Genomic DNA, 24,143 nt, shown 5'->3' on the forward strand with positions numbered 1-24,143 from the left:
AAGGGATCCCGCCTGGCGCGGGTGGGGAGGAGAAGTTCGGAGGGCGGGCTCAGCACCGCCGCGCGAGCCGGCCGCCGATTTCGACGGCGGTCGCCGCTCCGGGTTCGCCGCGGAACCGCCCGCACGGGGCGGCACGGCCGGTCGCCGGGTCGCGGACGGTGAACGAGCCGTCGGCGTACCGGGTCAGGTCCGGGAAGACGTCGCCGTCCACGTCGAGACACGCGCCGCCGTCGGCGTCCGGCCGGACCGTGTATCCGATGGCGCCGTTGCGATAACTGCCGAAATCGCCGTCCGGCAGCGGAATCGGGCAGGATTCCGCACTCTGGACGCGGTGCGGTGGAAGACCGAGTTCCGGCAGCTCCCCGGCCAGGTCGTGCCAGAGATCGGTGCCGCCCGCGCCGTTGGCGGTGAGCGCGAGCACACAGGCTCCGGCCTGGTCGATCCGCAGGTGGCACGAGGTGCCGTCGGCCGTCCCGTCGTGGCCGAGCCAGCGGAAGTCCTCGTCGCCGAAACAGGCCAGCCCCAGCCCCCAGCCCTCGGCGAGGCCGAACGGCTCGGCGACCGGCACCGGCCGGTGCAGGTCGCTCGCGGTGACGACGTCGAGCAGTCCCGGTTTGCCGAGGTGGACCCGCCCGAGCGCGACCAGGTCGCGGGCGCTCAGCGCGAGCGCGCCCGCCGGGTCCAGCATCGGCGGCAGCACCTGCGCGAGCGGGCGCTCGCCGTCGCGCGCGTGCCCGGTCGCGACGCCGGGACTGTCGACGTAGACCGGCTCGATCTCCAAGGGCCGCAACAGGATCGACTCGACCGCCTCGCGCCAGCCCATCCCGGTGACCTCTTCGATCAGCAGGCCGGCCAGCGCGTAGCCGAGGTTGGAATAGGAGAACGCGGCCCCCGGCTCGCAGACGAACTCCGCGGCCCGCACCTCTTTCCGGCAGGACCCGGCGGCGTCGGCCGGGTCCGAGGGCAGCCCGCCGGTGTGGCTCAGCAGCCTGCGCAGGGTCAGCCCGGCCGACAGCACGGGCTCGCCCAGGATTTCGCCGACCGGCTGGTCCAGGCCGAGATCGCCCTCGGCGACGAGCATCATCGCCAGCGTCGCGGTCGCCACCTTGGTGATCGAGCCGATCGGCACCCGCGAGTCCTCCCGCATCGGCCTGCCGCCGCCCGCGACACCGGTCTGGACCATTACGGTCTCGCCGCCGGACCAGACCGCGACCTGCGCTCCCGGCACCCGATGCCGGGCGGCCAGCCGCGGAAGCGCGGCGGCGAGCCGGTCCGCATCGCCGGCCCCAGGCACCGGGCGCGGTCTCGGGACAGCGGATCTTTCTTTCCGGGAGTGCATGACCATGCCTTTCGAATACTCGTAGGAGCCGCCCGGGGAATTGCCCCCCTGCCCGCGCGGCACTAGCCCCAGCAGAGCGCGGGCGTCTTCAAGTCCAGACCCGCGCCGGAATCCATACCCTGCCTAGCTCGGTTGCACTCCAGCAACCGCCAAACGAAGGACCCCCGCATACGCCGGTTCACACCCAGCGTCACACATTGCCGAGAGCATTCCAAAATATGAACAACGGACTCACACCTCGGGTCGGCACGCAGATAAGCGGACAGTCCGCCTTCGCATTCGGCCGACGAAGGGCCCGCGCACCGCACCGTTTCCCGCTGCTCCGACCAGCGTACACCGGCCATTCTCCGGGCCGCCGGATCAATGATCGCCACCAGCGAAGTGGTGCCAACAGCCGCTGCCGCTGCCCCGACCGCAGCACAATCCCCGCTGCGAACCGGACTTCCGCCGCTTCCCGGAAAAAAGATCACCTTCCGCCTTCCCGGAAACGCCCCCGAACAGCTGGCGGGACAAGTCGATCAGGAAAAACGGCGATTCGCTCCGCTAAACCTCACCCGATCACCGGAAAATTCCGCCGGATCCCCGCCGCGCGGAATTCGCCGTTCCCCGCACGACCACACGAATGGCGCGCGACGACAGTCGCCCGTACCGCCGGGTAACTCGATCTCCCGCCGTCACTGCCGATTCCGTCACCAGCACCTCCGCCCGCACAGTCGCCTCCGCCGCCGGAAACGTTGCAGCTTTTCCGCAACCAATATCCGAACAGCGGAACCCTCTTCCCGGACGGTGCGGCGCAAATGCCCGCTATCGGCAAACTGCCAATAAGATGCACATTCCGCAGCGTGCCCGACCGCGCAGATCGGTAAAGGGAACCACAGGGCCGGTTGCCCACGAATTGACCTTCGCCCCCGGCCACGTCTGTCCACTAAGGACCGCAGACTGCGCACCTCACCGCGCGGGCTTCCCGGCGCGCATCGCCGAAAGAAGCACCGGCAGCGCCGCGACCAGCGCGATCCCCCGCACCGCACCGGCCACCGGATACGCCGCCCGGATGCCGAGCACGTCCGCGATTAGTCCCCCCGCCAGCGATCCCAGCGGCATCAAACCCCAGCCCAGCATCCGGTAGACGCTGTGCACCCGCCCGCGCAGGTCCGTAGGCACCGCCTGCTGCCGAAGGCTGACCGTGACCACGCTCCAGAGCGTCGTAGCAAACCCGTTGACCCCCAGCAGTGCCCCAAGAACGACCGCGTTCGGACTGGCGCCGATGAGCACGAAGATCACCGCATTGGCGATCAACGCGGTCAGCAACGCCGGCAATGCCCCGATTTTCGCCACGACCCGCGCGTTGACCGTCCCGCCGAGCACACTGCCCGCCGCGGCCCCCGCGAGCAACACGCCGTAACCGCGCTCGCTGACGTGCAGGGTCTGCGTCGCGAGCAGCACGACCGTGACATTGCCGAGCTGGTAGCAGAACGTGTTCACCGCCAGCAGCCCGGCCAACGTCCGCAACAGCCGGTGCCGCCCGAGCCAGCGCACCCCCTCCGCCACCGCGACCCGGACCGGCGGCCGAGCCCCTCGCGGCACCGGACGGCGAGGCAAGGCCGCCAGCAACGCGGCGGACCCCGCGAACGAAACCGCGTCCACGCCGAACGGCAACGCCGCCGCGCCCGCGAACAGCAGGCTGCCGATCGGCGGACCGACGAACAACTGCCCGGCGCTGGCGATCGCGTACTGACTGCCGTTCGCCCGGTGCAGCTGCGCCTCGGAGACGAGATCCGGCACCACCGCGAGCGACGCGGTGGCGAACACGACCTCGCACGCGCTGAGCCCGAACCCCGTGACCGCCAGCCCCGCGATGCCGATCCGGCCCAGCCCGATCAGCACAGCCGCCACCGCGACGATCGCCGCCTGGAGAGCCTGCGACCGCCAGAGGAGACCGACCCGGTCGCGCCGATCCACGAGCGCACCCGCGGGCAAGGAGAGCAGAAGCCAGGGGAGGTAGGTCGCGGCCGAGACGACCGAGACCAGCACCGGATCGCGGGTGAGCGCGACCGTCAGCAACGGCACGGCGGCCGAGAAGATCCCGTCGCCCACGTTGTCCACCGCCGAGGCCCACCACAACCGCCAGTACGCGGCCGGGAGCTTGGTCTTGGGGTCGCGTTGCTTCATGGTCCGGAGCTTTCCCGGGTCGAACATGTGTTCGCCATGATGTAGGCTGGAGCTACATCGAATGTTTCGCTGTGCGGTGGTCGGGCTTCCTGGTATTTCGCTTGCCGCAGGATCGCGGGCACCGCAGACTGGCGCGGCCGATGCCAAGTCCTGCGCGAATCCAGAACCAGCCCGACGCGTCCGTACCAGGGCGTGCCTGCCGTCGTGGGGCCACGACGCCTGGATGCGCCGCGCTCGCGATCGCTGCGGGTGAACGGACGGCCGAGCGGGCGACGGCGAGCTGTACGGCCAGGTGCGCCGCGACGGCCAGGCGCGCCACCAGCCGCACCACGTCAGCCAGGCGCACTACCAGCCGCACCGCGACGGCCAGGCGCGCCACCAGCCGCGCCGCGACAACCAGACGCGCCACCAGCCGCACCGCGACAACCACGCCCACCACCAGCCGCACCGCGACAACCAGGCACGCCACCAGCCGCACCGCGACGGCCAGGCACGCCACCAGCCGCACCGCGACAACCAGGCACGCCGGGGCCGTACTCGCCACAGCCAAGCACCCTGGAGCACCCCGCCGCGGCAATGCCAGGGACTTAACCTGCGCGGCTTCACCATGCCAACCGTCCACAAGGGACGCCACGCTCGCCGAAATGCCCGTTCCACGCCCTCACGACCGCTTGCTCGCGTCCGTGAGGGGAACCCTGAGGGACTCTGATTCCCTCACGGACAGCACACCCCGAACCTGCCTCGCCAACCCCGCGCTCAGGACAGAGACCTCATACCGCAGCGGCAGCGCCGCCTTAGGGCCCTGGGCATTGATCCCCGCCTCGCAGCGCGCAGCAGCCGAACCCCCGGCAACGAACCGCACCACACCTGAACGAACGGATGCTTCATGATCGACGCAATCATCGCCGGCTGCGGTCCGACCGGCGCGACGCTGGCCGCCGAGCTCCGGCTGCATGGCGTGCGGGTTCTCGTCCTGGAGAAGGAAACCGAGCCGGTCCCGCTCGCCCGCATCGTCAGCCTGCATATCCGCAGCCTCGAACAATTCGCGATGCGCGGGCTGCTGGAGCCGCTCCTCCAGCGCGGACGGCGGCGTCCGGTCGGCGGCGTCTTCGCCGGCATCGCCAAACCCGCGCCCGAGGACCTCGCCACCGCGTACCTGCTGGGCATCCCCCAGCCGGTCGTCGTCCGCCTGCTCGAAGAGCACGCGGCCGGGCTGGGCGCGGAAGTCCGGCACGGCTGCGCGATCGCCGGTTTCGAGCAGGACGAGGACGGAGTGACCGTCGAGCTGGCCGACGGCGAACGGCTGCGAGCGAAGTACCTCGTCGGCTGCGACGGTGCGCGCAGCACTGTGCGCAAACTGCTCGGCGTCGGCTTCCCGGGCGAACCCTCGCGGACCGAGACCCTCATGGGCGAGATGGCCGCGGCCGCGCCGCGGGAGGAGATCGCCGCCAAGGTGGCCGAGGTCCGGCAGGCCACCAAGCGTTTCATGCTGGGGCCGGTCGAGGAGGGCGTCTATCGCGTCGTGGTCCCCGCCGCGGGACTCAGCTCCGAACCGCCCGTTATCGAGGACTTCCGAGAACAACTGCGCGCCCTCGCCGGAACCGATTTCGGCGTGCACTCCCCGCGCTGGCTGTCCCGCTTCGGCGACGCCACCCGGCTGGCCGACCGGTACCGCGTCGGCCGGGTGCTGCTGGCAGGCGACGCCGCGCACATCCACCCGCCCACCGGCGGCCAAGGCCTCAACCTGGGCGTGCAGGACGCGTTCAACCTCGGCTGGAAGCTGGCCGCACAGGTCCGCGGCTGGGCCCCCGAGCCCCTGCTGGACACCTACCAGGCCGAACGCCACCCGGTCGCCGCGGACGTCCTCGACAACACCCGCGCCCAGATGGAACTGTCGTCCGCCGAAGCGGGACCGCGGGCCGTGCGCAGGCTGCTCGCCGAGCTGATGGACGTCGACGAGGTCAACCGCCGCCTGATCGGGAAAATCACCGCGATCGACCTCCGCTACGACCTCGGCGAAGGCCCCGGCCTGCTCGGCCGCCGCCTGCCCGACCTCGACCTCAAGCAAGGCCGCCTCTACGACCGCCTGCGTCAGGGCCGCGGCCTGGTGCTCGACCGCACCGGAGAGCTGACCGCCGAAGGCTGGGCGGACCGGGTCGACCTCCGCACCGACCCCGCCGCCGCCCTGGACGCCCCGGCCGTCCTGCTCCGCCCCGACGGATACGTCGCCTGGATCGGCGAGGACCAGCAAGAGCTGAACCGCCAGCTCGCCCGCTGGTTCGGCCCGAGTGCCGGATAACCAGGACCTCGCCGAACCAGCGGGAACCGGGAGTCGCGCCCCGCTGGTTCGGCAAGCCGCTGCTCCCCTGGGCAACCGCACTGCCGCGCACCCGCTCGAACCGACGAGAAGCAGCAAAACCTCAACCGCCCCGGCCGCGGAAAACCCGCCGCCGGGACCGGCGAAGGCAAGACCCCGCCCGCCCGAAACTGCNACCTCAACCGCCCCGGCCGCCGAAAAACCTGCCGCCGGGACCGGCGAAGGCAAGACCCCGCCCGCCCGAAACTGCCGCCAGACCGACAACGCAGGACCTCAACCGCCCCGGCCGCCGAAAAACCTGCCGCCGGGACCGGCGAACGCAAAACCTCGCCCGCCCGCCGAAAACCGCCACCAGACCGGCGAACGCACAACCTCGGCCGCCGAAAACCGCCGCCGGACCGGCGAGGGCACCAGCTCACCCTCACTCGCCTGCCGCTGCCCTGGAACACCCGCCGTCTGCCGCATAATCGCGACGTGCCGCTCACCCTCGAACTGAGCACCGGCGACCTGGCAGGCACCAGGCTCGCCGTCTCGCCGCTGTCCGAAACCGTCTCCGGCCTGCAGACTCTGGCCGGGTGCTGGGGCCGGACGCGGCACGGGCACTGGACCCGCTGGGCCGCCGGCGAACTCGCCGTCCGGCCGCTGGACCTGTCGCGGACCTGGCCGCTGCTCGTCACCGGCCGGACCAGCTGGCCGCAGTTCCTGCTGCCCGCCCCGGCCCGCGCGGCGAGCACGATCGACGAGGCGCTCGCCGCGATGTGCCGGACCACCGCGCGCGAGGTCCGGCGAAGCCTGCACGGCGTGTTCGGCGACCGCTTGCCCGCCCCGGCCCGCGCGCTCGCCGACGACCCCGCCTCCGGGCTTCGCGCCATCGCCGCCGAACTGCGGCGAGCGCACGACCGTCTGATCGCACCGCATTGGACCCGGCTGCACGCCGTCCTCGACGCCGACATCGCCTACCGCGCCAAACAATGGGCCGACGGCGGCGCGCGCCGTCTGTTCACCGACCTGCACGCCGGACTGAACTGGCACAACGGCCGCCTGACCCTCGACGGCGACCATCGCTCCTCGCCCGGACGCCCCGCCGGCGGGCTGGTGCTTTCCCCCGTCGTGCTCGGCCCGCCGTGGGTGATGATCAAACTGCACACCACCACCCAGACCACGATCCGCTACCCAGCGCGAGGCAGCGGTGCACTGTGGACAGCCGCCGGGCGTCGCCCCGCCGGACACGCCATCCGCCTCCTGGGCCGACGTCGCGCCGAACTGCTGGAGACACTGCGCTCCCCCGCCACGACCACCGGCCTCGCCGAAGCCCTGCACGTCTCGCCAAGCGCGGTTTCGCAACACCTCCGGGTCCTGCGCGACAGCGGCCTGGTCACCGGGCGACGGTCCGGCCGCGCGGTCCTCTACCGCACCACCGAGCAAGGAATCCGNCCGTCTTCTGAACCCCGGCTCGCCGATATCTCGGCGCCATGACGCGCAGCCGGGCTCCGATCCCACGACCGAGGCACAACTGTGACAACTCCACTCCGGGTGCCACATTTCCGGAGTACGATCTCGCCGACCGCGACCGGCCTCGCGGAGAGGGGAAGCGGCGGGGATGAGCGACTGGCGGGTGCCCGGGTTCACTGAGGTCGACGTGCTCGGCGTGGGCGGCTTCGGGCGCGTCGTGCTGGCCAAGCACCAGGAATCCGGCCGGATGGCGGCGATCAAGTACTTGCTCGCGGAGCACCTCGCCGACCCGGACATCGCGGCCGGGTTCCGTCGCGAGGCGTGGCTGCTGTCCGGGGTCCGAAGCCCGCACGTCGTCCAGCTGTTCGACTTCATCGAAACGCCGCAGGGCGCCGCGCTGGTGATGGAGGCCGTGCCCGGCGTGTCCCTGCGCGCGCTGCTGGCGGCGGAGAACGTCCTCGCCCCGGAATCCGCGCTGGCCGTCCTCAAGGGCTCGCTGCTCGGTCTCGCCGACGCACACGCCGCCGGGGTCGTCCACCGCGACTACAAGCCGGGAAACGTGCTGGTGTCGCGGGAAGGCCAGTCGAAACTGGTCGACTTCGGACTGGCCACTTTGGACGGCCGCAACGGACTGACCGCCGGTTCCCCGTCGTACCTGGCGCCCGAGCAGTGGGCCGGGCAACCGGGCCAGCCCGCCACCGACGTGTATGCCGCCACCTGCGTGTTCTACCAATGCATCACCGGGCATCAGCCGTTCGAGGCGACCACCGCCGACGAACTGCGCTCGCTGCACCAGATGGCGCCCGTGCCGCTGGACGGGGTGCCCGAGAAACTCCGTCCGCTGATCGCGCGCGGGATGGCCAAGGACCCGGCGTGGCGACCGTCCACAGCGGACGCTTTCGTGTCCGAACTGGAAACCATCGCCCGCATGGCTTACGGAAAGGACTGGGAGAAACGCGGCTGGAAGCGCCTGGCCGTCGCGTCCGCCGCACTGACCGCGCTCACCCCGCTGGCCCTTCTGGCCACCGCCGGCACCGCCGCCGCGCCGATCGGAGCAGGCGCCGGCGCGGTCGCGGCCGGGGTGCCGACTGCGACGGGCACCGGGGCCGGGGCGACCGCGGTGATCGTCGGCAAGGCCGTCGCGGTGCTGGTGGTCGTCGGCGCGCTCGTCACCGGCGGAATACTGGTCTTCAATCGCCAGGACGATCCGCCGCCGCCCGCAGCGCTCACCGTCGCGATCCAAACCGATTCCGGCCGCGATCAGGCCCTTCCGATCACCTACGACCTGCAGTATCCACAAGTGTCCGGCGGACCGGACGCCGCGGTGCGGAAACGCGTCAACGACGCCTTGCGCGCCCCGGTCGACAAGCGGCTGAAGGCCATCCGCGACGCACGCGCCAATCCCGGCTGGCAGCCGCAGTTCGCCGAAGCCGGGGAAACACCAGCCGCCCGATCGACCGCCCGGATCCTGGTGCAGACCCCCACCCTGCTTTCCGTTCGCTACGACCATGATCTCGATTCGAACGTCCTGTCCCACACGACGTGGCGCTTCCCGGAAACCGTGACCGTCGATCTCGCCACGGGGAACCCGCTCGGCCCCCAGGACATGTTCCGGCCGGAAATTCTGACCGCGGCCGGGATGAAAACGCTGACCGAGCGCATCGAACCGCACACCAGGAACGGTTTCTGCCGGATAGTCTCCGTCGACGACGAGGGCCGCACAGCCACCATCGACGCCGCGGACCGGGTCCCCGCCCGCGACCACGTCCCGGGAGCGTCGGTCGGCTTCACCAAGACCGGGGCCGAATTCGAAATCCTCTGGTACGACCTGGGCTGCGACATGGCTTCCGGAAAAGAAACAGCGACCGTTCCGTACGCCGAGATCGCCGACCTGCTGCGGCCGAAGCTCGTGACAATGCTCGGCGTCACCGCGCCTTCTTCGGCCCCCACACCGCCGGCCTCGTCTTCCCCGGCGGTCAGCAACACCTACACCAACCCCCGGTTCGGCTTCACCACGCGCGTTCCCCAGGGCTACACCGCAGCGCCCTACAGCCCGGACAACGGCGACGGAATGACGTTCACCGACACCTCCCTCGACGCGACTTTGACCGTCTGGGGCACCAACTCCGGCGGCCGCACCACCGCGGCGGCCTTGGCCGACGCGGCCGCCGCGGCAGAGGCGAACGGCGGCCGGGTGACCTATCGCAAGGACGAGGGCGGCCACTACTCGATTTCCGGCTACCAAAGCGACGGAAAGATCTTCTACGAGCGAGGTTTCTCCGGAGCCGGGTCGACGGCCTCGCTGCGCTGGGTCTATCCGCGCGAGCACAAAGCCGAACTCGACACGCCGGTGAGCACTACCGTGGAAGCCTTCCGTCCGGGCGATCTGTCCCAGCCGCACTGACGTCAAAAATTTGCCGTACCGCCGCCGAGACGGCCCGCGAGTTTCCCGGCGAGACAGCCGACAGCCATCCGCGCCCGGCGCGGAACCGAATGCGCGGAAGGGTAAACCGCGTAGATCGGCGCGTCCGGAGCGGGAATGTCAGCGAGACTTGGATCAATTCGCCGCACCGCGGCATTGGCGCGACCTTCCACCGCGACCGCGTCAACAGCCCGTGCCCGGCCAGACACCAGTGCGTCGCGATCCCGCCGTCGTTGCTGATCATCGCGCCGGGGACCTTGACCGCGGCCTCGTCGCCGTCCGTGCCGAAGCGCCAGATCGCGTAGTCCGAGCCGTTTTCGCGGAGGACGATGCACTCGTCCTGAATGGACCGCGGCGGCTCCCGGTCCCGGCGATGCTCCGGGCGCGCAGGCTGGAATCCCTCGCCTGCCGACCCGGATCGCGAAGTCGAACGGCGTGCCCGCGATGTGGGGCGGCAAGTGCGACAGCTCCAGATCGATCTCGACACCGGGGTGCCGCCGCTGGAACTGCCCCAGCACCGGCGCGATGTGCGCCCGGCCGAGCCCGATGGTCGAACGCACCGCGACTCGCCCGCGCACGCCGTGGCGGAGGCGGCCGGCCTCGTCCTCCAAGTCGGTGATCTCGGGCAGCAGCCGCGCGGTGCCGGCGGCGTAGCGCTCCACCTCGTCGACGAGGTTCAGCCGACGCGTGCTGCGGGTGACCAGCTGCACGCCGAGCCGCCGCTCCAGCGCCTGCCGCGCGGCGAGTGGGCGGCGGGTGGCCGGAGAAGGAGCCCCGGTGGCTCCTCCGGCTCGCGCCGCATCTGCCGTTGGCGATTCCCGGGCCGGTCGCGCTCGGATCGCCGGGCGAAGGCTATCCGTGGCACTGGCCGGTGTCCCGCTGGCTGCCGGGCCCGACCGCGGCCGAGCTGACCCGGTTCGTCGCGGCTCTCCAGCGGCTCCCCGCTCGCCGACGACGCGCACAAACGGGTTCATCGGCACGCCGCTCGCTCGCCGCGGCACCGAAACCCGCGCAGCGATCGCCGACGTCTTCGACCGAGCCGCGCTGACTGCGGTCTGGGACGCCGCACTCGCCGCACCGCCGTGGCCGCATCCGCCGGTGTGGGTGCACGGCGACCTTCATCCCGGCAACCTCCTGCTGGCAGCCGGACAGGTCAGCGCCGTCCTCGGCTTCGGCGGGCTCGGAGTCGGCGATCCGGCGTGCGACGCACTGATCGCGCGGCCCCTCCCGCCTTGCGCGCGGGCGACCTTCCGCGCCGTGTCCGGTCTCGACGACGACATTTGGACACGCGGACGCGGATACGCGCTGAACACCGGACTCAGCGCGTACACCGCTTATGCGGCAACGAATCCCCGGGTGGCGGCGAGCACGAGGCACCAGATCACGGAGACGCTGGCGAACTTCCAGCGCGCCTGATTCCGCACCCCAGCTCGCCGATACCCGACAAATCCGGCGCACACTGTTGCTCCATTCGGATGATCGACAACTTTCTCGCCCGGCATCCGCCCCCTGTCGCACCTAGCCTCGACGGACCCGGCGGCCGCGGACTGTCCCCCGGCAGCGAGGCCCGGCTCCGCGGCCGGTTCCGACGTCGTCGCCGGCCGGGGCAGCACGGCTGGACGAGAGGAAGATCGATCGATGGCTGATCGGATCACCGAGCAGGGCCAGGGCGGCCCGGACACTCCGGGCGAGGCGGCCGCGGAGAAGGCGGCTCCGGCCGAGGCTGCCGAGCGCACGGCGACCCCGTCCGAAACCGCCCGGGGCAAGGCGGCCGCGAGCGCGGCGACCTCAGGCAAGACTGCCGCAGCCGAGACCGCCCAACGCACGGCAACTCCAGCCGGAGCAAGCCCGCACAACGCGACCCAGGCCGAAACAGCGGCGACCCCCGCCGGCGACCCCGCAAAGCTCCGCTCCCGCCACATCACCATGATCGCCCTCGGCGGAATCATCGGAGCCAGCCTCTTCGTCGGTTCCGGCAACGTAGTCCGCGCAGTCGGGCCCGCCGCTGTCATCTCCTACCTCATCGGCGGCCTGCTCGTCTTCCTCGCGATGCGCATGCTCGGCGAGATGGCCGCCGCACGGCCCGCGATCGGGTCGTTCATGGAGTACGCCCGGGTCGGGCTCGGCGAGTGGGCGGGGTATCTCGTCGGGTGGCTGTACTGGTACTACTGGATCGGCGTGATCGCCTTCGAGGCGGTCGTCGGCGGGTCGGTGCTCGGCGGGTGGTTCCCGGACGTGCCGCAGTGGGTGTTTTCGGTGGTGCTGCTGCTGTTCTTCACCACCACGAACCTGGTGTCGGCGCGGTCGTTCGGCGAGGTCGAGTACTGGCTGGCGAGCATCAAGGTCGCCGCGATCGTCGTCTTCCTCGCGGTCGGCGCGCTGTTCGCGTTCGGGCTCTGGCCGAAGGCGAGTTTCTCGATCCCGAACCTCTGGCAGCACGGCGGGTTCGCGCCGCAGGGCTGGTGGCCGGTGCTCAGCGGCGTCGCGATCGTGATTTTCTCCTACTTCGGCACCGAGATCGCGGTGATGGCCGCGGCCGAGTCCGAGGATCCGGCCAAGGGCGTGCGGCGGGCCGTCGTCACGGTGATCTGGCGGATCCTGCTGTTCTTCGTCGGCGGGGTGCTGCTGATCGTCACCATCGTCCCGTGGAACCAGCTGCCGGATCCCAAGCAGGAAGGGCCGTTCGCGCACGCCTTCACGTTGTTCGGGCTCCCCGGCGCCGGGCTGGTGATGAACGCGGTCGTGCTCACCGCCGCGTGTTCGGTGCTCAATTCCGGCCTCTATTCCGCCGGGCGGATGTTCTCCGCGCTCGCCGAGAAGCGACTGGCCCCGCGCGCAGTGGCGAAGAAGAGCAAGTCCGGCGTGCCCGCCGTCGCGGTGGTCGCTTGCACGATCGGCGGGTACATCGCGGTCTTCGTCAACTTCGTCGCGCCCGGCTCCGGCATTTTCGACTTCATCATGAACTCCGCGGGCCTGGTCGCGCTGTTCGTGTACTCGTTCATCGCGTTCACCCAGATGCGGATGCGGCACAACATGACGCCGGAGGAGCGCGCCGGGCTGAAGCTCAAGATGTGGCTGCACCCGTGGCTCGGCATCCTGACCGTCGTCGGCGTCGTGGCGATCATCGTGGTCATGCTGCTGACCGACGACTCCGCCCGCACCCAGGTGTGGACGAGCATCGTGTCGCTGGCCGTGATCGCGGCGTTCTGGCCGCTGGTGCGCAGGCAGCTGCGCAAGGGCGCGGCGAAGGAGAGCTGAGGCCTGCCGCGCGGGCTGGTCTTGTGGTTCAGCGTCGTCGGCCAGCGGGAGTCCGTCGTGGCGGCGACCGCGGCACGAGCAGCCGAACCCCAGGCCGGTCGTCACGATCGGGAGCCGGAGGGAGCGGTCGGAGGACAGTCGGGGAAAGCGCGCTCTAGGCTGTCGCGGTGACCGCTCCGCAGGTGATCGCCGGACGTTACCGACTCGAAGAACGCCTCGGAGCCGGCGGGATGGGTGTCGTCTGGCGGGCGAGCGACCTGGAACTGCGCCGGACGGTCGCGCTCAAGCGCTCGCTCGACGGCGACGAACCGCAGATCCGCCGCGAAGCCCGGCTCGGCGCGGCGCTGCAGCATCCGCACATCGTCGCGGTGTACGACTCCGTTTCCGACGGCACCGACCGATGGCTCGTCATGGAGTACCTCCCGGCGCGCAGCTTGGCCGAGATCGTGCACGCCGACGGTGTCCTCGCTCCCGGACGAGCCGCGGAAATCGGCGGGCAGATCGCGTCCGCGCTCGCCGCGATGCACGCCCGCGGCATGGTGCATCGCGACCTCGCCCCGGGCAACGTCCTGGTCGCCGACGACGGCACCGCCAAACTCGCCGACCTCGGCATCTCCCGCGGCCACGAGGCCACGCTCACCGACGGAGCCCGGGTCGGCGGCACCGCCGGGTACCTCGCGCCGGAAGTCGCGAACGGCGAGGCGGCCACCGCGGCGTCGGACGTCTTCTCGCTCGGGGCGACGCTGTTCGCGGCTGTCGAGGGCGGTTCTCCTTGGGGCAGCGGGGAAAACGGGCCGTTCGCGCAACTGCGCCGGGCCGCGGAAGGAACTCCCGAACCGCCGCGCAACGCTCGTGAGCTCGGGCCCGCGTTGCGGGCGATGCTCAGCCGTCAGCCGGAAAGGCGCCCGACCGCGGTCGAGGCCGAGGCCTTCCTGCGCGGTGCGCCCGTGCCGCAAACGGCGAAGAGGCCCAAGCGGCCCATGATCATCGGCGCGGCGCTCGGCGCGGTTGTCCTTCTGGCCGCCGGGTTTCTCGTCTTCACTCGCGACGACGCCCCGCCCGCGAACGCGACTGCCGCGCCGCCGTCGCAAGAGCTGTCAGGCGACCCGCACACCGCTGATCCGTGCTCGCTGCTGTCGGTGAATTCCCTGAGCCAGTACGGCAAAGTGTTCCTCGAACCGAACCTCGGCACGTTCGCGCGCTGCGACCTCAACACGAGCCTGCCCGACCGCAGCGGCACGATCGTGACCAGCCTGGAACTGTCCGAACCGGAGCAGTATCCGCAGGTGCCGCCGGTCCGGGGAAAACTCGGCGAGCTCCGGCGGCCGAACCCCGACGCCGGGAAATGCCGTCGCTCCTTCACCCTGCCGGATCTCTCGGTCGTCACGGTGAGCTCGGTCCGCTCCGACGGCGCGGCCGCTCCGCAACTGTGCGCGATGGCGGACGCCGTCGTCGGGGACGCCTACGCGCGCGTCGCCCGCGGCCCGATCGCCCGCCGGGCCCAGCCGTTCCAGCCGGGTTCGCTGGCGCGGACGGACGCCTGCACGCTGGTCGACGATGCCACGCTCCGCCGGACCGCCGGCCCGGACTACCCGGTCGACCGGCATTTCGCGAACTGGGCCTGCTCGTGGGGGCACGACGCGAAGTCGGTCGACCTCTACTACGACCGGCAGTGGCCGCTGGCCGAGGATCCGCCGGACGGCCAGACGCGCACGACCGTTGGCGGACGCCTCGCGTACGTCGATCCGCACGACAGCGAAGGCGACACGTGCGACGTCACCCTCGTCCATCGCACCTACTCGCCGGCACTCCCCTCGCTCGAAGGCACGCCGGAGCAGCGAGACGAAGTCGTGCTGGTCGAAATCACCGACGAAGCGAGCAAGGGAAACCTCACCGCCATCTGCGACACAGCGAAATCGGTCGCCGCGGTCGTCGCGACCCGCCTGCCCTAGAACGGACGGCAGTTCAGCGACCGCCGCGAGACCGGGAAGTCGAAGTAGGTGTCCGGGAACGTCTCCGGCTGGAACGTGTAATGCCACCATTCCTCGGGCAGGTTCTTGAACCCGGCGCGCTCCAGTCCGTGCAGCAGGAGCATCCGGTTCTCCCGCTGTTTCCCGGCGATCCGCGGGCCGAGCGTGTGCGCGAGGGTGTCGAAGCAGTCGAAGCCGGTGCCCATGTCGAGCGAGTTGTCCGGGAATCGTTCGGCTTTCCGGCCGTAGCACGGCGTCAGCGGCTCACCGGGGCGGTACGGCCGCGTCGGGAACGCCGGGAGACGGACGAGCGTCAGGTCGACCGTGCTTCCCCGGCTGTGGCCGGATTTCGCCGCGATGTAGCCGTCCGCGAAAAGCCGGGCCTTCTCCACGCGCGGGTAGAACTCGGCTTTCATCCGCAGGTCGGACAGGTCCTCCGCCCAGCGCACGAAGTCGTCGACCGCGCGCTGGGGGCGGTAGCAGTCGTAGACCTTCAGCGTGTAGCCCTGGCGCAGGAACGACAGTTGCGCCCTGTGCAGGGCGACAGCGGCGTCCCTGGTCAGGATGCACATCGGCTGCCGGTATCCGTCGACCCGCGCGCCGGTGAAGTTGTGCGGGGTGATGTACCGGATCTCCTGCACGATGGTCGGATCGACGTCGCGCAGGGCGACGAATCCGGGCGGTGCCTTCGGCTCCGGTGCGGCCGGCGCCGGCGGTGCGGCGACGAGACAGGTCAGCAGGCTCATCGCGGCGATCGTCAGGCCGCGCATCGTCTTTCCGCGCATAGCCGGATTGCTTACCACAAGATCGCGCCGAAGTCCCCGGGCCGATCAAGTGGTCCCACACCGCCAGCACGGTGCCCGTGACCGCCACATGGCAGACGGACGGGAACGGCAGGTCGCCACCAGCTCCGTCAGAAGGCGGACCCGGACGCGGGCCGGTTCCCCCGGGGTCGTGCTCGAACCCGGGCTGGAACACCGCGTCCCCGGCGAAAGTCAGCCGGACGATGCTGCGGAGTGTGCCCGCCGGTCCGGCAGATCCGCACGCCCGGCGTCACCTCGTGCCCGGTTTCGGACGGCCGCAGTACACGTCAAGGAACCGCGTGGCCGTCGTGCGCAGCACCTCCGGGATCGGCTCCGGCAGGACAGTGCGGGAAAAGCCGGGCGCCTGCCAGAACTCCGCCTCCGCCGAGGCGAGGTGAACCGCGGATCCTCGCGCGGCCGACCGCGGAGCCCCTCGACGAGCAGCCCGCCGATGTGGTCCGTGTGCAGGTGGGTGAGCACGACGTCGGTCAGCGACGACGGGTCGGTCCCGGCCGCGACGAGCCGCGTCGCCGGCTGCCCGGCGCGCGGGAAGCCCGGGAATTCGGCGGCCAGCCCGGAATCGGCCAGGCTCGTCCGGCCGCCGCTGCGCACCGCGGCCACGTTCAGCGGCCAGTCGATCGTCTCCGGCGGCAGGAACATTTCGCGCGGCCAGGCCGGCAGGTCGGCGTTGGCGGCCAGCGTTACGGCGGTGATCGGCAGCATGGCGATGTCGCCGACCTTCAGCGCGGACCGCGAACGGACCGCCTCGTCGAGACGGGCGGAAGGGGCCAAGCCCATGGGGTTCTCCTCGGGAGCAGCGCGGCCAGATAGCCGGCTGAGACCGGACGGCCGCCCGGTTTGTGACAACTCGCCCAGGATCCGGTTCCGCGGCAGTCAGGTTTGCGGGGCTTTCGGGGCTTGCGGGGCCTTCCGCACCACGCGCCGCCGCCCGTCCGCGCGCAGCATCGGCTCGAACCGCGACCGCGCCTCCGCCGCCAGCTCGGCGCCGAGGTCCACCTCGTACCGCCCCGCCGGCACTGCGATCCGCAACCGATCGCCCCGCGTGCCGAGACCGGTGATCCGGTTCCGCGCCACTGCCAGCAACTGCACACCATGCCTCAGCGGGCGACGGCCCAGCACATGCCGGACCGCCACCAGCTCCTGCCGCGTCAGCGCGACGAACGCCGCCGGCCGGGATTGCTGCCACAGCCACCGCCGCGGGAGTTCCGGTTCCGCGCCGAGGTAGCGCGTATGCCGGGTATGTCCGAGTGCCACCAACGGCGACGCCGGGAGCCGCTCCCAGCCGAGGGAAGGCGGGCCCGCGTGCGCCGGTTCCGCCGCGCCGGGGCGATGCGCGCGCGACCGCACGTGCGTCAAGAGGTCGGCCACCGCGGGCCACGCCCACGAGCGGTAGCGGAAGACCAGTGTCGTCCGGACGCCGGTCAGCACCAGGCACGAGTGCTTCCCCGCCATCGCGTGCTCGACCGCGATCAGCTCCGGGTACGGGATCGCACCGATAATGCGCGGGTAGGGCAGGTCGTCGACCCACAGCGCCGCCCCGCGCGCGCCCGCGCCCAGCGCCTGCTCCGGCGTCCACACCACGCCGTCGCTCGACGGCCGGGTCGCCGACGGGGCCAGGACCACCTCGCCCGGCCCGACCAGGTCCGCGAGGTCGTCCGCCGCCGCGCCCGGCCGGGACCAGCGGGAAGGCGGTTTGGTGTCGAGCCGGTCGGCGAGGTCGCGGCCGATCTGGATCTCCCACGGCTCGGCGGCGGCGCCGAGCGCGGCCCGCGCCCCACCGATGCCGGACATGCGAGCCTCCTGCCGCCGCGGGAGCCGGGCCGGGCGCCCGGTGCTTCCAGCGTATACACCGCCGCGGGGCCGGTTCTCATTCCGGAGTCCGCCCCGGCGGGACCCAGATCACCCGATTGCCGCAACCCGCTTCGACGATGCGCCCGCGCCCGCCGCGCCCCTAGAATCGGCGGTGCGGCACCGCGGCCACACCATCCTTTGTGGACACAGCGCCGCGCGGTCAGCCGTCGACCCTGGAGGGAACCTCGTGTCCGCACCGGAATCCGTGCAGATCGTCACCGCCCGGCGCATCGTGACCATGGCCGGCGCCGAACCCCCGGCCTTCGCGATGCGCGGCGAACGGATCGTCGCGCACGGCGCCGTCGCCGACCTGCGCGGCGAGTTCCCGGCCGCGCGGCTGCACGATTTCGGCGACGCCACCGTCATCCCCGGCTTCAACGACGCCCACCAGCACCCGACCGTCGTCGCCGCGCAGTCCTTGCAGGTCGACCTCTCGCCGTCCCGGATCAGCTCGACCGCCGATCTCACCGCCGCGCTGCGCGAACGAGCCGCCGCGACGCCGCCCGGCGAATGGGTCATCGGCTGCGGCTACGACTCGTTCCGCAGCAACGGCGGCCGCGAACTCACCCGCGCCGAACTGGACGAAGCCTGCCCGGACCACCCGGTCCTGGTCGTGCACGTGACGCTGCACGCCGGCGTCGTCAACTCCCCCGGTCTCGCCCTCGCCGGCCTCACCGACTGGAGCGAACCCCCGCCCGGCGGTCACCTCGGCCGCGACGCCGCCGGCCGTCTCGACGGCGTCATCCACGACCAAGCCCTCTACGACCTGGCATTTCCCGCTTTCACCCCGCGCCCGACGATCGTGCAGGACCCCTCCACCGAGGTCTTGGCCGCCGCCTTCACCCGGCACGCCGCCGCCCTGCACGCCGCGGGCATCACCTCGGTCGGCGACGCCCTCGTCGGCCGCACCGAATGGCAGGTCCTCCGTCACCTGGCCGACCAGAACCAGCTCACCCTCCGGGTCAACGCACTGGCCGCCTACGACCACTTCGACTACTTCCGCGCCCTCCCCGGCACTCCGCTCGCTCCCGAAACCCGGCTGCGCCTTGGCGGCGTCAAGACCTTCGCCGACGGTGCCGTCAACGGCGGGACCTGCCTGGTCGAACAGCCCATCGAAGGCACCGACAGCTACGGATTGGAGCGCGTCAGCGCCGCCCAACTGGCCGACACCGTGCGCCACGTGCACGACGCCGGCTGGCGGGTCTGCGTGCACGCCAACGGCGACCGCGCGATCCGCCGCGTCCTCGACGCCGTCGACCAGGCCCAAGCCGCCACTCCGCGGGAGGACCCCCGGCACCGCATCGAACACTGTTCCATCATTGACGACGAGATCCTGAAACGCATGCGCGACCACGGGATGGTCGCAGTGCCGTTCGCGAACTACGCCGCCGCGCACGGGGACAAACTGACCCAGTACTACGGGCCGGAACGCGTCGAGCGCATGTTCGCCCACCGCTCGATGCTCGACGCCGGGGTCGCCGTGGCCGGTTCGTCCGACCATCCGTGCGGCCCGTTCCCGCCGCTGTACGCACTGCGCAGCTGCGTGACGCGCCGAGCCCCGGACGGGGAGTTGTTCGGGCCTTCGCAGCGGATCAGCGTCGAGGCCGCGCTCGGGGTTTACACGACAGGGTCGGCGTATGCGTCCGGGGAGGAGGCGACCAAGGGACAGCTCGCGCCCGGGTTCCTGGCCGATTTCGCGGTGCTGGCGGAGGATCCGTTCGCGGCCGATCCGGAGGCGCTGGACCGGGTGCGGGTACGGGAAACGTGGGTCGGCGGGGAGCGGGTCTGGTCGGCGTAGCGCGCGTGAGGGGAATCCTCAGTGACTCTGATTCCCGCAGGGTTCCCCTCACGGCGCACCGTGCTAGTGTCCTGCGCCGGAAATTCGTCGGCAGAAGTTCGCCAGTGACTCAAGGATCTCTGCGGCGGTCTTGGTCCAGATGAAGGGCCTGGGGTTTTCGTTCCATTCCTTGATCCATGAGCGGATGTCGGCTTCGAGGTTCTGAACGTTCTTGTGGGTGCCACGCCTGATCTGCTGATCAGCGAGGAACCCGAACCACCGCTCAACCTGATTGATCCAGGAGGAACCGGTGGGGGTGAAGTGCATATGACAACGAGGGTGCCGTTCCAGCCACGCCCGAATCGCAGGTGTTTTGTGGGTACCGTAGTTGTCGCAGATCAGATGGATCTGGAGATGGGCAGGGATTTCCTTGTCGACCTTGACGAGAAACTTCTCGAACTCCGCGGCACGATGCCGGCGGTGCAGAGAACTGATGACCTCGCCGGTGGCAACGTCGAACGCCGCGAACAAGGTGGTCAGACCGTTGCGGACGTAGTCGTGGGTACGACGCTCGGGCATGCCGGGCATCATCGGAAGCACCGGCTGAGACCGGTCCAGCGCCTGGATCTGCGACTTCTCGTCAACAGACAGAACGATCGCACCGTCGGGCGGATTGAAATACAACCCGACGACATCGTGCACTTTCTCCACGAACAACGGATCGGTCGACAGTGTGAAGGTCTCGGTCAGGTGCGGTTTGAGCTGAAACTTCCGCCAGATCCGGCCGACAGTCGACTTGGACAAGCCACTGTGCTGCGCCATCGACGCACGCGACCAGTGCGTGGCGTCCTTCGGGATTTCTTCCAGGGTCGCCACCACGACCGCTTCGACGTCCTCGACCCCGATCACCGGCGGACGACCGGGCCGAGGTTCGTCGACCAGCCCGTCGAGACGGTCCGACAGAAAACGCCGGCGCCATTTGCGGACCATGTCCGGCGACACGCCAAGGTCCTTCGCGACGCCCACGACCGGAGGCACGCCGCCCTCAGCGCACGCCAGCACAATCCGCGATCGCGCAGCCAAAGCCTGCGCAGAATTCCGTCGTCGCACCCAGCGTTCCAGCGTCGACCGCTCCTCATCGGCGAGGACCACCGGCTCAAGCTTCGGCCCCCGACGTCCCGCGGCACCATCAGTCATGCCGCCAGAGCCTAACTGACGACGAATTAACGACGCAGGACACTAGCCCTACAGCGTCAAATACCCCTGCGCGAACGCCGCGGCCACCGCCGCCGCGCGGTCGTTCACGCCGAGTTTCGCGTAAACGTGCAGCAGGTGCGTCTTCACCGTCGCCTGGCTGATGAACAACTGCTCCGCCGCCCGGCGGTTCGTCGCGCCCTTCGCGATCAGCCGCAGGACCTCGATCTCGCGTTCCGACAACAGGTCCGCCGCCGGGTGCCGCAGCTGCCCCATCAGGCGGGTCGCGACCGTCGGCGAGAGCACTGCCTGGCCTTGCGCCGCGGCCTCGACCGCGCGGAAAAGCTCCTCCCGGGGCGCTTCCTTCAGCAGATACCCGGTGGCTCCCGCTTCGATCGCCGGAAGCGCGCGCGGGGACACCGCGTTTCGCCAGTTCCTTGATCGCGGTGACGCCGTTCGTTCCCGGCATTCGCAGGTCCATCAGGATCACGTCCGGGCGAAGCTGCTCACCGGCGGTGATCGCGGCGGCTCCGTCCGCGGCCTCGCCGACTACCTCGAACCGCGGATCGGCGCCGAACATGCCGCGCAGGCCGTCGCGCACCACCGGGTGGTCGTCGACGATCAGCAGCGAAATCACCGCCCACCGCCAGCCGGAATGGCGGGCACGGTCGCCGAGACCGCCGTGCCGCGGCCGGGTTCCGATTCGATGTCCAGGCGTCCCGCGAGGCGTTGCACCCGCTGCCGCATTCCGGACAGGCCGAAGCCGCCGTTCGTGGAACCGTTGGCGCGCTTGGCATTCGGTTCGAAGCCGACGCCGTCGTCGCGGACGTCGAGGGTCACCAGGTCCGGCATGTACGACAGGGTCAGGCCGACCCGCTTCGCCTGCGCGTGTTTCGCCACGTTCGACAGCGCTTCCTGCGCGGTCCGCAGCAAGGCCACCTCGACGTCGGTGTGCATCGGACGGGCGTCGCCGGTGGTGGTGAGCACGGCATCGACGCGGTTGGCCGCTGACCAATTCCTGGTCACCTCGCCGATCGCCTCCGGGAGCCGGGCGTCGGCGAGCACCGAGGGCTCCACGGAATGGACCGTCCGGCGCGCTTCGACCAGGCTTTCCCGGGCCAGGTTCGTCGCGTTCGCCACGTGCCGGCCGAGCACTTCCGGTTCGGCGGCGGTTTGCTCGGCCGCTTGCAGCTGGGCCAGTATTCCGGCCAGGCCCTGCGCGAGGGTGTCGTGGATTTCCCGCGCCATCCGCTGCCGTTCGTCCAGAACCCCGGCCGCGCGAGCCTGGACCAGCAGTCGCGCGTGCAGTCCGGCGTTCTCGGCCAAGGCGGCTTCCAGTTTCAGATTGACCTCGCGCAGTTCCGCGAGCGCCTGCTTCTGCAGTTCATTCCGCTGGTAGGCCATTTCCACGAAAGAGAACACCGCTCCGGCCAGCGCGATCGAAAGCACGCTGACGCCCAGCCACACCCACCACAGATTCTCCGCGCCGATCTTGGCGATTCCGCCCAGAAAAGCCATCGCGGAGATCACCGCGGTGGCAGCGGCACCGGCGTATCGCCAGCGTCCCGTCAGGTACTGGAAAGCTTGCGGGTAACCGACAAAGGCGAACAGGCCGTACCACGGTGCGAGAGCCGCCAAGCTCGCCGCCATCGCCAGCAGTCCCGCGTAATATCCCGATCGCACTACGTGTGGATGAAGAGTGTGAAACCACAGCAGCCAGAGGGCGGCGGCGGCAGAAAGACCCAGCACGACCGGAAGATGCGCGGGCAGCTGAAGCACAGTAATGCCCACGCTCACCGCGAGAAGACCGTACGGCAGCACTGTGAACGTCGCCGTCTGTGCGGCTTCCCAGCGGTCGAACTCTTCGCGCAGATCCCCCTCGATGCCCACCAGTCACTCCCAGCGGAAATACCGCGCGGCCAAGCCCCCGGCCACGACAAGCCACCCTAGCATGACACCGACGTGCAGCAGGTGCGGCCAATTCCCGGAAGTCGTGTCCTGCAACGCTTGTACGCCCGCGCCGAGCGGCGTCAGATCGCTGATCGTCCGCAGAACCTGGTTCATGCCGGCGCGCGGCAGCCAGAGCCCGGCAAAGAACACCAGCGGGAAGAACACCAGGGAACCGACCGCGCTGGCGCTTGTCGCGGACCGGGCGAGCGCCGCGACCAGCAGCCCGATCGCGAACAGCGCCAGTGCCAGCAGCGCAAAGCAGAGCACGTACGCGGGCAGGCGCCGAGGCAGGTCGAGATCGAAGGCCAGCCGTCCGGTCAGGAGGACGACCAGCGTCGAGGCCGCCGACAGCACCACCGCCATCAGCAGTTGCGCACCGAGCAGGACCGTCGGTTCCACCGGGGTGAGCCGCATCCGCCGCAGCACGCCCTTCTCGCGGTAGGAAGCGAACAGCTGCGACAGCCCGCTGAGCGAGAACAGCGCGACCCCCATCGCGACGACGATCGGGAGGTAGCGGCTGATCATCCGGACTCCGTCCGGCCCGGGTTCGCGCACAGCCGGGATCAGGCCGAGAACGCCGAACAGGACCGGCGAGAACGCGAGCGCGAAGAACACGACGATCGGCTCGCGGAAGAACAGTTTCGTTTCGGTGGCGGCGAGCCGGAACAAGGCGGGCACCGGGGCTCCTCAGGATTCGATGGAACGGCCGGTGAGCGCGACGAACGCGTCGTCCAACGTGGTCTGGTCCATTCGCAGGCCGGCGATCTGGTGGCCTGCCAGCGCGGAGGCGACCGCGAGCAGCAGGTTTCCCCCTCCGGTGACGACGATCTGACTGCCCGAGCGCTCGACGGCGGCGACCTCCGGCAGTCCGGTCAGCACCGCGTCGTCGAGCGGTGCGGCAGTGCGAAACCGGAGCCGCTGCCGGTCGTCGACGCGTGCCACCAGCCCGGCCGGGCTGTCGACCGCGACGACCTGACCCGCGTCGATGACCGCCAGCCGGTCGCACAATCGCTCGGCCTCTTCCATGAAGTGCGTGACCAGCAAGATCGTCACGCCCCGCGCGCGGATGCGTTCGACCAGGCCCCAGACGTCGCGGCGAGCCTGCGGATCGAGGCCGGTGGTGAGCTCGTCGAGCATCGCGACCTTCGGGTTGCCAAGCAGCGCGAGCGCGATCGACAGCCGTTGTTTCTGGCCGCCGGACAAACGGCGGAACTGAGTGCCGAGCTTGTGTTCGAGGGCGAGGATCTCGGCGAGTTCCCGCCAATCGGCCGGGTCGCGATAGAACGAGCTGTACAGCTGGAGCGCCTCGCCGACCTTGAGTTTGTCCGGCAGTTCGCTTTCCTGGAGCTGCCCGCCGAGAACCTGGCGCAGTTCGCCGTCGTCGCGCTGCGGGTCGAGGCCGCAGACGCGGATCGCCCCGCCGTCCGGCCCGCGCAGCCCTTCGACGCACTCGACCGTCGTGGTCTTGCCGGCCCCGTTCGGTCCGAGAATGCCGAAAATCTCGCCCGGTTCGACGGCGAAGCTGACGCCGTCGACCACGGTGTGCCCGCCGTACCGCTTGACGAGGTTGTCCACCTCGATGATTGCCATGCGTTCACCGTGCCGGGCGGCACCGGCGCG

Annotated in this window: 19 protein-coding genes and 1 pseudogene; 8 read left to right on the forward strand and 12 right to left on the reverse strand. The window is 70.6% G+C overall.

Annotation, left to right across the window (positions count from 1 at the left end; genetic code table 11):
* Window positions 1-49 precede the first annotated feature (49 nt).
* The 3 genes from A4R44_RS22725 to A4R44_RS22735 all read right to left on the reverse strand — a co-directional run bounded on the left by A4R44_RS22725 (window position 50) and on the right by A4R44_RS22735 (window position 4,052).
* A complete protein-coding gene (locus A4R44_RS22725; RefSeq protein ID WP_232791724.1) occupies window positions 50-1,294 on the reverse strand; it encodes a serine hydrolase in 1,245 nt (414 codons plus the stop codon).
* Window positions 1,295-2,287: 993 nt separating this feature from the next.
* Window positions 2,288-3,508, reverse strand: a complete 1,221-nt coding sequence (locus tag A4R44_RS22730; RefSeq protein WP_198545401.1) for an MFS transporter — start codon at window positions 3,506-3,508, stop codon at window positions 2,288-2,290.
* 52 nt (window positions 3,509-3,560) lie between these two features.
* The gene (locus A4R44_RS22735; RefSeq protein WP_157904964.1) at window positions 3,561-4,052 is read right to left on the reverse strand and encodes a hypothetical protein; all 492 of its coding nucleotides are present in this window, start codon (window positions 4,050-4,052) and stop codon (window positions 3,561-3,563) included.
* Window positions 4,053-4,394: 342 nt separating this feature from the next.
* On the opposite strand from A4R44_RS22735, the gene A4R44_RS22745 reads away from it, so the two are divergent.
* The 3 genes from A4R44_RS22745 to A4R44_RS22755 all read left to right on the forward strand — a co-directional run bounded on the left by A4R44_RS22745 (window position 4,395) and on the right by A4R44_RS22755 (window position 9,681).
* Window positions 4,395-5,807: an FAD-dependent monooxygenase gene (locus A4R44_RS22745; RefSeq protein WP_067584156.1), complete on the forward strand. Its 1,413-nt coding sequence runs from the start codon at window positions 4,395-4,397 to the stop codon at window positions 5,805-5,807.
* A gap of 492 nt (window positions 5,808-6,299) precedes the next feature.
* Window positions 6,300-7,301, forward strand: a complete 1,002-nt coding sequence (locus A4R44_RS22750; protein WP_067584159.1) for a helix-turn-helix transcriptional regulator — start codon at window positions 6,300-6,302, stop codon at window positions 7,299-7,301.
* Window positions 7,302-7,425: 124 nt separating this feature from the next.
* On the forward strand, window positions 7,426-9,681 hold the full coding sequence (locus tag A4R44_RS22755) for a protein kinase (protein ID WP_067584162.1): 2,256 nt from the start codon (window positions 7,426-7,428) through the stop codon (window positions 9,679-9,681).
* A gap of 2 nt (window positions 9,682-9,683) precedes the next feature.
* Here A4R44_RS22755 and A4R44_RS22760 read toward each other — a convergent pair whose 3' ends face one another.
* Window positions 9,684-10,409 (reverse strand): hypothetical protein, encoded by a 726-nt coding sequence (locus A4R44_RS22760; protein WP_067584165.1) that lies wholly within the window; start codon window positions 10,407-10,409, stop codon window positions 9,684-9,686.
* Window positions 10,410-10,444: 35 nt separating this feature from the next.
* Here A4R44_RS22760 and A4R44_RS52515 point away from each other — a divergent pair, with 35 nt between their 5' ends.
* The 4 genes from A4R44_RS52515 to A4R44_RS22775 all read left to right on the forward strand — a co-directional run bounded on the left by A4R44_RS52515 (window position 10,445) and on the right by A4R44_RS22775 (window position 14,909).
* Window positions 10,445-10,747, forward strand: coding sequence for a phosphotransferase (locus A4R44_RS52515; protein WP_369805926.1), 303 nt, complete (start codon window positions 10,445-10,447; stop codon window positions 10,745-10,747).
* Window positions 10,744-11,115, forward strand: a complete 372-nt coding sequence (locus tag A4R44_RS22765) for a phosphotransferase (RefSeq protein ID WP_369805928.1) — start codon at window positions 10,744-10,746, stop codon at window positions 11,113-11,115. The genes A4R44_RS52515 and A4R44_RS22765 overlap by 4 nt, the downstream gene beginning before the upstream one ends.
* 222 nt (window positions 11,116-11,337) lie before the next feature.
* Window positions 11,338-12,957, forward strand: coding sequence for an amino acid permease (locus A4R44_RS22770; protein ID WP_067584171.1), 1,620 nt, complete (start codon window positions 11,338-11,340; stop codon window positions 12,955-12,957).
* A gap of 167 nt (window positions 12,958-13,124) precedes the next feature.
* Complete coding sequence (locus A4R44_RS22775) at window positions 13,125-14,909, forward strand: serine/threonine-protein kinase (protein ID WP_095213531.1); 1,785 nt, start codon at window positions 13,125-13,127, stop codon at window positions 14,907-14,909.
* Here the strand turns inward: A4R44_RS22775 and A4R44_RS22780 are convergent.
* The 3 genes from A4R44_RS22780 to A4R44_RS52075 all read right to left on the reverse strand — a co-directional run bounded on the left by A4R44_RS22780 (window position 14,906) and on the right by A4R44_RS52075 (window position 17,542).
* Window positions 14,906-15,712, reverse strand: coding sequence for a M15 family metallopeptidase (locus A4R44_RS22780; RefSeq protein WP_067584174.1), 807 nt, complete (start codon window positions 15,710-15,712; stop codon window positions 14,906-14,908). The two genes, A4R44_RS22775 and A4R44_RS22780, sit on opposite strands and share 4 nt — an antisense overlap.
* Before the next feature lie 210 nt (window positions 15,713-15,922).
* Complete coding sequence (locus tag A4R44_RS22785) at window positions 15,923-16,528, reverse strand: MBL fold metallo-hydrolase (protein WP_067584177.1); 606 nt, start codon at window positions 16,526-16,528, stop codon at window positions 15,923-15,925.
* 96 nt (window positions 16,529-16,624) lie between these two features.
* Window positions 16,625-17,542 (reverse strand): hypothetical protein, encoded by a 918-nt coding sequence (locus A4R44_RS52075; protein ID WP_067584180.1) that lies wholly within the window; start codon window positions 17,540-17,542, stop codon window positions 16,625-16,627.
* Window positions 17,543-17,789: 247 nt separating this feature from the next.
* Here A4R44_RS52075 and A4R44_RS22795 point away from each other — a divergent pair, with 247 nt between their 5' ends.
* A complete protein-coding gene (locus A4R44_RS22795; protein WP_198545403.1) occupies window positions 17,790-19,400 on the forward strand; it encodes an amidohydrolase in 1,611 nt (536 codons plus the stop codon).
* A gap of 63 nt (window positions 19,401-19,463) precedes the next feature.
* Here the strand turns inward: A4R44_RS22795 and A4R44_RS22800 are convergent, their stop codons facing one another.
* From A4R44_RS22800 to A4R44_RS22820, 5 genes and pseudogenes are all read right to left on the reverse strand, one after another.
* The gene (locus A4R44_RS22800) at window positions 19,464-20,576 is read right to left on the reverse strand and encodes an IS630 family transposase (protein WP_067584183.1); all 1,113 of its coding nucleotides are present in this window, start codon (window positions 20,574-20,576) and stop codon (window positions 19,464-19,466) included.
* 48 nt (window positions 20,577-20,624) lie between these two features.
* A pseudogene (locus A4R44_RS22805) lies at window positions 20,625-21,210 on the reverse strand (response regulator).
* Window positions 21,207-22,463 carry a sensor histidine kinase gene (locus A4R44_RS22810; protein WP_067584186.1) on the reverse strand — a complete coding sequence of 419 codons (1,257 nt, stop codon included), beginning with the start codon at window positions 22,461-22,463 and terminating at the stop codon, window positions 21,207-21,209. The pseudogene A4R44_RS22805 and the gene A4R44_RS22810 overlap by 4 nt, the downstream one beginning before the upstream one ends.
* 3 nt (window positions 22,464-22,466) lie before the next feature.
* A complete protein-coding gene (locus A4R44_RS22815; RefSeq protein WP_067584188.1) occupies window positions 22,467-23,201 on the reverse strand; it encodes an ABC transporter permease in 735 nt (244 codons plus the stop codon).
* Between the two features lie 9 nt (window positions 23,202-23,210).
* Window positions 23,211-24,113 carry an ABC transporter ATP-binding protein gene (locus A4R44_RS22820; RefSeq protein ID WP_067584191.1) on the reverse strand — a complete coding sequence of 301 codons (903 nt, stop codon included), beginning with the start codon at window positions 24,111-24,113 and terminating at the stop codon, window positions 23,211-23,213.
* Window positions 24,114-24,143 lie beyond the last annotated feature (30 nt).

The sequence above is a fragment of the Amycolatopsis sp. M39 genome (genome assembly GCF_001651785.1).
GTDB lineage: Bacteria > Actinomycetota > Actinomycetes > Mycobacteriales > Pseudonocardiaceae > Amycolatopsis > Amycolatopsis rubida.